Annotated in this window: 6 protein-coding genes; 2 read left to right on the top strand and 4 right to left on the bottom strand. The window is 40.5% G+C overall.

Annotated features, from left to right (window positions below; genetic code table 11):
• The first annotated feature begins 195 nt into the window (after positions 1–195).
• Complete coding sequence (locus B5G52_RS02860) at positions 196–666, top strand: peroxiredoxin (RefSeq protein ID WP_087531180.1); 471 nt, start codon at positions 196–198, stop codon at positions 664–666.
• An 87-nt stretch (positions 667–753) separates the two neighbouring features.
• On the opposite strand, the gene B5G52_RS02855 is transcribed toward B5G52_RS02860, so the two are convergent.
• Complete coding sequence (locus B5G52_RS02855) at positions 754–2883, bottom strand: S8 family peptidase (protein ID WP_087531179.1); 2130 nt, start codon at positions 2881–2883, stop codon at positions 754–756.
• A gap of 313 nt (positions 2884–3196) precedes the next feature.
• Between B5G52_RS02855 and B5G52_RS02850 the strand changes: the two genes are divergently transcribed.
• Positions 3197–4381 (top strand): NAD(P)/FAD-dependent oxidoreductase, encoded by a 1185-nt coding sequence (locus tag B5G52_RS02850; RefSeq protein WP_087531178.1) that lies wholly within the window; start codon positions 3197–3199, stop codon positions 4379–4381.
• 72 nt (positions 4382–4453) lie between these two features.
• Here the strand turns inward: B5G52_RS02850 and B5G52_RS02845 are convergent, their stop codons facing one another.
• The 3 genes from B5G52_RS02845 to B5G52_RS02835 form a co-directional block, all read right to left on the bottom strand.
• Positions 4454–5542 carry a GGDEF domain-containing protein gene (locus B5G52_RS02845; RefSeq protein WP_087531177.1) on the bottom strand — a complete coding sequence of 363 codons (1089 nt, stop codon included), beginning with the start codon at positions 5540–5542 and terminating at the stop codon, positions 4454–4456.
• 249 nt (positions 5543–5791) lie between these two features.
• Positions 5792–6220, bottom strand: coding sequence for a secondary thiamine-phosphate synthase enzyme YjbQ (locus tag B5G52_RS02840; RefSeq protein ID WP_087531176.1), 429 nt, complete (start codon positions 6218–6220; stop codon positions 5792–5794).
• On the bottom strand, positions 6217–6684 hold the full coding sequence (locus tag B5G52_RS02835; protein ID WP_087531175.1) for a chemotaxis protein CheX: 468 nt from the start codon (positions 6682–6684) through the stop codon (positions 6217–6219). Before B5G52_RS02835 ends, B5G52_RS02840 begins: the two co-directional genes overlap by 4 nt.
• Between the last annotated feature and the right edge of the window lie 7 nt (positions 6685–6691).

The following is a 6691-nucleotide window of genomic DNA, read 5'->3' as shown; positions in this document are numbered from 1 at the left end:
TCGCACTCTTTATCAGTGAATGCAAACTCGCGCTTATATCAGAAATAGTCAAACCCGCAAACATAAATGGTTTGCTCTGAATAATGAAATTTTTGCTTTAGCTATAAAGCACCTTTTTTTAATTTATTGAAATTCATCGCATTGTTATTATTTGCGTTTTACACTTACTACTCACACTAAAGCTAAGGAAATAAAATGATTACTCAAGGCCAAAATTTACCAGCTGTAAGTTTAACTAAATTGACTGATGACGGAATGCAAACACTTACAAATGAAGATCTTTTTGCAGATAAAAAAGTGGTTTTATTTGCAGTGCCCGGTGCGTTTACGCCAACTTGTTCAAATGCACACTTGCCTGAATTTGTTACTTTTGCAGATAAAATTAAAGCGAAGGGCATTGATGCTATCTATTGTGTTTCGGTGAACGATGCTTTTGTTATGAAGGCGTGGGGTGAACAACATAACGCACAAGAAATAAATATGCTTGCTGATGGTGATGCTAGTTTTACCAAAGCGCTAGGACTTGATAAAGATACTGCTGGCTTTGGTGTACGTTCATTACGTTATGCCATGGTTATCGACGACCAGACGGTGATAGGTTTATATGTTGAGCAGGATAAGGAATTTATTGTGAGTCGAGCAGAAGCTGTATTAAATACGCTTTAATAAAAAAGCCGAGCAAAAAAGCTCGGCTAAAAATCACCAGGGGAAACTGGTTATGCCAGAGTGACTTGAATGACGCTCTCGCTTTATTTATGGTTGGTATTGAGCATCAAGGGTAAGGCCAGAGAATGTTCTATAAGCGTTAACGCTCATATGCCATGTTCCGGCCTGTGGATTGCTAAATGTGCAAGTTTCTGCATTGCCATTTTTATAAGGGCGGCAATCATAACTTGATGCACTCGGTTGGCTACCAAACTTAACAAATAAGTCGGCATCCCCCGAACCTCCAGAAGTAGTCACAGTAAAGCTTGCCATACCCGCTGGTACATCAAGAGTATAATACTTCCATTGTCCAGCATTGGCAGATACGTTTTCAACTGTACCACCGCCTGCTTGTGGGCTGCCTGAACCACCACCGATAGTTGTTAAATTACCAACTAAGCTAACACCAGAATAAGCAGAATAACCACGCAGCATTACATGGTAAGTGCCTGGCGTTGGGTTATCGATAGAGCATTCTTCACTATTTCCACCTTTATAAGGGCGACAATCGTACGTTGAGGTAGTTGGGGCACTGCCTGCACGCACATATAAATCAGCATCACCCGTGCCACCACTCATTGTGAACGTCACATTGCTTGCGCCACTTGGTACAGTCATAGTGTAAAAAGCTTCACTGCTTGCTGCACCGCTTAAGCCTGTTTGTGCTTGGCCATCAAGGAGCTCATTTGTGCCTACTGGTGGTGTCGCGCCTCCCGATGCAGCTGCAACTGCCGCTGCTGCATCAACAATACCTGTTCCACAGCTTGTACATGTAGCTGCAAATGAACGTGTTGTTGATTTTAAGATGCTTTCAATTTCATCAGGTGTAGCCGATGGCTTAGCTTGCTTAATGAGCGCTGCAACACCGGCAACGTGTGGCGCTGCCATCGATGTACCTTGTGAATAGTGGTAGCTATCACTAGAAGGACTTGATGAACCTGAGTTATGTGTTGAAAGTACGCCCTCAGAATCATTAGCAAAGCTTTGTGCGCCACCAGGAGCTGCAACATCAATATTGCTACCGTAGTTGGAGTAGTACGCACGGCCACCATTACGGCCAACCGATGCAACGTTTACTACGCCGCTACAGTTACCAGGGTTGTAATTAGCTGAGTTATCGTTATCGTTACCTGCAGCAATGACTATGACAGTGCCATTGCCACGAGCTTGGTTAATTGCAGATTGTGTTGTTGAGCTACACGAACCACTACCGCCTAAACTCATATTAATGACATCAGCAGGGTTTGCATTACTTGGGATGCCAGAAACCGATCCACCGGATGCCCAAATAATCCCGTCAGCGATATCTGATGTTAAGCCGCCGCATTTACCCAGTACACGTACAGGTACTACTTTGGCGTCATAAGCGACACCAGCAACACCTTCGCCATTATTAGAAACAGCTGCGACAGTACCTGCCACATGCGTACCATGCCAACTTGAGCTTTGCGCACTATGAGTGTAGCCACATTCATTTGCGCTAATCGCATCACCTGGGTCGCGAGCATCGTTATCTCGTGCCCCACCATCATTGGCAACAAAGGTATCTGAAATCATATCGTAACCCGGTAGAATATTACCGTTTAAATCAATATGTGGACGGTAACCAGTATCAAGTACAGCAACCGTGACGCCTGCACCTGTTGCGGTATCCCAGGCTGTTGGTAGGTTTAAGCCGCCAGCTTGCTCATAGTAATGCCATTGGTCGGCATACATTGGATCATTAGGCGTGGCAAATGGTTTTAGCATTTGGTCAATTTCAATATACTCAACATTGCCAGAAGCGATAACGTCTTGCATATATTCTTGCGCTTCATCAGGGCTTAGCTTTTTCTCGGCACGCATAACATGATGATTACTTAACGCCATTGAACGTACATACTGCGCCTTAATTTTTCCTTTTTTACTGGTAAAGCTTTTAACAAAACCCTGTGCTTTTTTATTCATCATTTGCGGGCTAGTATCTGTGGCAGAAAGTGTTGCCATTTCGCTACTATTGTTTTTATATTTAATAATAAAGCGAGTACCTAAAGGGTCTTGGCCTTGAAGTTTTGCCGCTGTTTCAGCCATTGATGGCATAATTGCTTGACTTGGATTTGCCATACTGGTGGTTGCGCTAAAGAGTGTGCCTAATGTAAGTGCTATCGCACATTTTTTGAAACCTGTTGTAGTTGTCATAATTATCCCTAGATTGTTATGGTTTTTCTTCGCAATGAATTATCGTGAAGGGGAACAAAAGTAAATGATCTGTTAAAATAGTTAAAATAACGTTTTATTATGATTGTCTCGAATTTGGTTATATAGGGATGCTTATATGGCTAAATGGATATTTAGTCGTTGTTTTTTATTGTGTATTAGTTATAAAGTGCTGGCTTTTGGCGTGTTGAGAGTTATTTGTTTATTTTATTGCGAATAACACAGTAATTAAATTCAACTCATGGTATTGCTCTAAATTTGTTATAATCTAGAAAATTTTGCTCGAGATAATTAAATGACCCAAGTTGATGTAATAGTGATTGGCGCCGGAGCGGCTGGATTAATGTGTGCAGCGCAAGCTGGCTACCGTGGCCGAAGTGTTACAGTACTTGATATGGGCAAAAAGCCTGGTCGTAAAATTCTCATTAGTGGTGGTGGGCGCTGCAATTTTACTAACGAAAATGCGAGCCCTGAAAACTATTTATGCGGTAACCATCATTTTGTGAAATCGTGTCTAAGTCGTTATACCCAGCATGATTTTATTGAGTTGGTTGACCGTCATGGTTTGGCTTATCATCATAAAACGCTAGGCCAGTTATTTTGTGATAACAGCGCTCAAGATATCGTTGATATTTTGCTTACTGAATGCGAATGGGCGGGTGCTAATATAGCGCTTCGTAATGAAGTATTAAGTGTTGCAAGAACAGATAGTGGCTACCGAGTAATCACTGAGCAAAACTCCTACGATTGTGAATCTCTAGTGGTTGCAGCTGGCGGTTTAACCATGCCAAAACTGGGCGCTAGTCCCATAGGCTATAAAATTGCTGAGCAGTTTGGTTTGAATGTTTTACCTACAATGGCCGCACTTGTGCCATTTACATTGCACCAACATGATAAAGAGCGCTTTGAAGGCTTGTCTGGTATTAGTATTCCTTGTGCTGTAAGTAGTGAGAATGGAACGAGCTTTAAAGAGAATATTCTGTTTACACACAGAGGGTTATCGGGCCCTGCCATTTTACAAATAAGCTCATTTTGGCGAGCGGGGCAGGCGGTAACAATTAACCTATTACCTGAAGTTGATTTAAAAGAACAGTTAGCACAATGGCGAGAAACTCAAGCGCAAAAGTCATTGAAAAATAGTTTGTCGGCTATTTTACCAAAACGTTTTATTGAAATTTTACATGACAGTAAAGCAATCCCTGATTGCAATGTTAATCAGCTCACTCATAGCCAAATTGATGAGTTAACTAATTACATTCATAATTGGCAAATCAAACCAAATGGCACTGAAGGTTATCGCACTGCTGAGGTGACTCTGGGTGGCATAGATACTAATGAGCTTAGTTCAAAAACCTTTGAGGCTAAAAAAGCCCAAGGCTTGTATTTTATTGGTGAAGTTACAGACGTAACAGGTTGGCTAGGCGGGTATAATTTTCAGTATGCTTGGAGCTGCGGCTTTGCAGCAGGGCAGTATTGTTAGGAAATGTGAGAATAGCTTCAGCCGTGATGATTTTGGGTGTGCGTTAAAGCCAATCGACGCTAAAGCGCTCTCCTACGAGGCGCTAGGGTAGGCCACAATTTTAAAATTGTTATCACTATAATAAACGGTGTTACGGCCATTGCTTTTAGCTGTAAAGAGTGCGCTGTCAGCTCTTTCTAGAGAGCTTTTTACAGTATCATCACAGTGTAACTCTGTTAAACCTATACTTATAGTGAAAAATGAATCTTCAAATTTTTGCTCACTAATATATTGTTTCAGTTCATGAGCTAGTTCTGCAGCATCAGTTAGAGTTGTGTTGGGTAAAATAATGGTAAACTCTTCTCCTCCCCACCGTGCAATTAACGAATTGGTTGGCATTTTGTGTTTGAGCACAGTGGCAAACGTACTCAAAATATTATCTCCGGCTAGATGGCCATATGTATCATTTATATTTTTAAAGTGATCGATATCACAAATTAGTAAGCTATTAGATGTTGTAGCGTCTTTATTATCAGCTAATAACAGCGATAAAGTTTGATCAAACTTTTGTCGATTATACAGCCCTGTCAGCTTATCGGTTTCGGCTAAATGTTGAATTTCAATATTACGAGCTTGTAGATGTTGGTAAGCTGAAAAGCGAGTTTTTTCGTAAAACCTAAAAACTATAATATGTGCAATACTCACTTCAATCACATTAAATAAAGAGCCTAGTCCTATGGTAATGACTTGTTGTTGCTGTTTGTAGGTGAGATAAGCACAAATACAAAAAGCAATGCCACTGAGAACACTGCCCCAAGTTCTTCCTACTAAAAAGAATGTTAAAGGAGGAATTAAAGTAGCCCAAAATAAAGTGTGCGCCCGCCCGCCAGCAGAAATAACAAACAGCATAATTAAGCTAACGATGATTATAGCCACGGCCCAAGCAGCCATATTTACATCAGCTGTTTTAGTAAACCATGAATAAACAGCTAATGTAATACAAAGGCCAACAGTATCAAATAAAGCAATATCGTAACTTGAAAAGTAGAAGATATTCAGCAAAGTTAAAATTACAAAGTAGCAGCTTGCCAATAACAAAGTGTGAGCTATTAACTTTGTACGCCAAAAGTCTTTATGATCTTTTGGGTGTTTTGGTAGTTTTTTGTACCAAAAATCGAGCATGCCACTGTTCCTTCAATTTGAGAAGCGCCTATAACTGATTATTACTTATATTAGGCTTTTATTATAGTTTTTGGACGCTTCAATCATTATTGGTCAATAATACGCTGCTCTGGAGCTTTATTGCATAATAAAAGTAAAAACTTTACCTGATTGTATATGCAAAGTAAGGGGGAGGTGTGAAGGTTTAAATTTTAATCTATATTACTCAACTTTATTGCTTTTTACTCTAGTGCTCGCATGTTTTAAATACTATCGCAGTTGCCCTTGCAAAGTAGCAATGATGCGTCTGCTTGCGCCGTGATCTCTATGTTCACCTAGGTAAATACCTTGCCATGTACCGAGCCGTAGGTGTCCATTGCTAATAGGGATCGATAATTCACAGCCTAAGGTGCTTGCCTTAATATGGGCTGGCATATCGTCATCTCCCTCATAATCGTGGCGATAGTAAGATTGACATTCAGGTACGAATTTATTGAAGTGGCTTTCCATATCCATACGTACGGTGGGATCTGCATTTTCGTTGATTGTTAAACTTGCAGAGGTGTGCTGTATAAAAAGATGGAGTAAACCGATTTTATAATTGGCTAATTCGGGAAGTTGTGATGTGATGTCTTCGTCAATAATATGAAAACCTCGCGAGCGAGGTTTCAAATTAATGCTTTTTTGTAGCCAGCTCATAGTTTATCAAAGCTAACTTCGATATTTGCATTACCTGAGTCTGAAGTGAAAGGGATTAATATTTTGGCACCTTCACTTTTGTGGGTAATAGTATGCTCAGAACCTGAGACTACAATAGGTGTTGCCATATCAAAGTCATAGCCTTTTTCACCAAGTAGGTTTTTTGCGCCACCTGTTACCATATTGGTAATTTCACCAACCATGTCAGTTACTTCTTCATTGACAGAGTCAGGACGTTCACCAAGCATTCGTTCCATAATGGTAAGCGCTAAACTTTCGTCAAAAGTAATCGAGAATGAGCCTCTGGTTTGCGGACCAACCATACCGATTAGCCCTGAAACATCACCACAGGCAATTTCATCTTTTTTAATTCTAGGCTTGCCAGGCTTTAATTCTGTTTGCGCCATGGTGCTCAATACATTTAATAATGATGCTAGAAAAGGATTGATGAACTCTACATTCATATTTAAA

Origin of the sequence: Pseudoalteromonas sp. A601 (genome assembly GCF_002165575.1) — a bacterium.
GTDB lineage: Bacteria > Pseudomonadota > Gammaproteobacteria > Enterobacterales > Alteromonadaceae > Pseudoalteromonas.
This window is presented reverse-complemented; position numbering and strand designations above follow the sequence as displayed.

Excerpts from the sequence above, each read along its gene's own strand:
- B5G52_RS02860 (WP_087531180.1), top strand. The coding sequence starts at position 196 with ATGATTACTCAAGGCCAAAATTTACCAGCTGTAAGTTTAACTAAATTG.
- B5G52_RS02855 (WP_087531179.1), bottom strand. The coding sequence starts at position 2,883 with ATGACAACTACAACAGGTTTCAAAAAATGTGCGATAGCACTTACATTA.
- B5G52_RS02850 (WP_087531178.1), top strand. The coding sequence starts at position 3,197 with ATGACCCAAGTTGATGTAATAGTGATTGGCGCCGGAGCGGCTGGATTA.
- B5G52_RS02845 (WP_087531177.1), bottom strand. The coding sequence starts at position 5,542 with ATGCTCGATTTTTGGTACAAAAAACTACCAAAACACCCAAAAGATCAT.
- B5G52_RS02840 (WP_087531176.1), bottom strand. The coding sequence starts at position 6,220 with ATGAGCTGGCTACAAAAAAGCATTAATTTGAAACCTCGCTCGCGAGGT.
- B5G52_RS02835 (WP_087531175.1), bottom strand. The coding sequence starts at position 6,684 with ATGAATGTAGAGTTCATCAATCCTTTTCTAGCATCATTATTAAATGTA.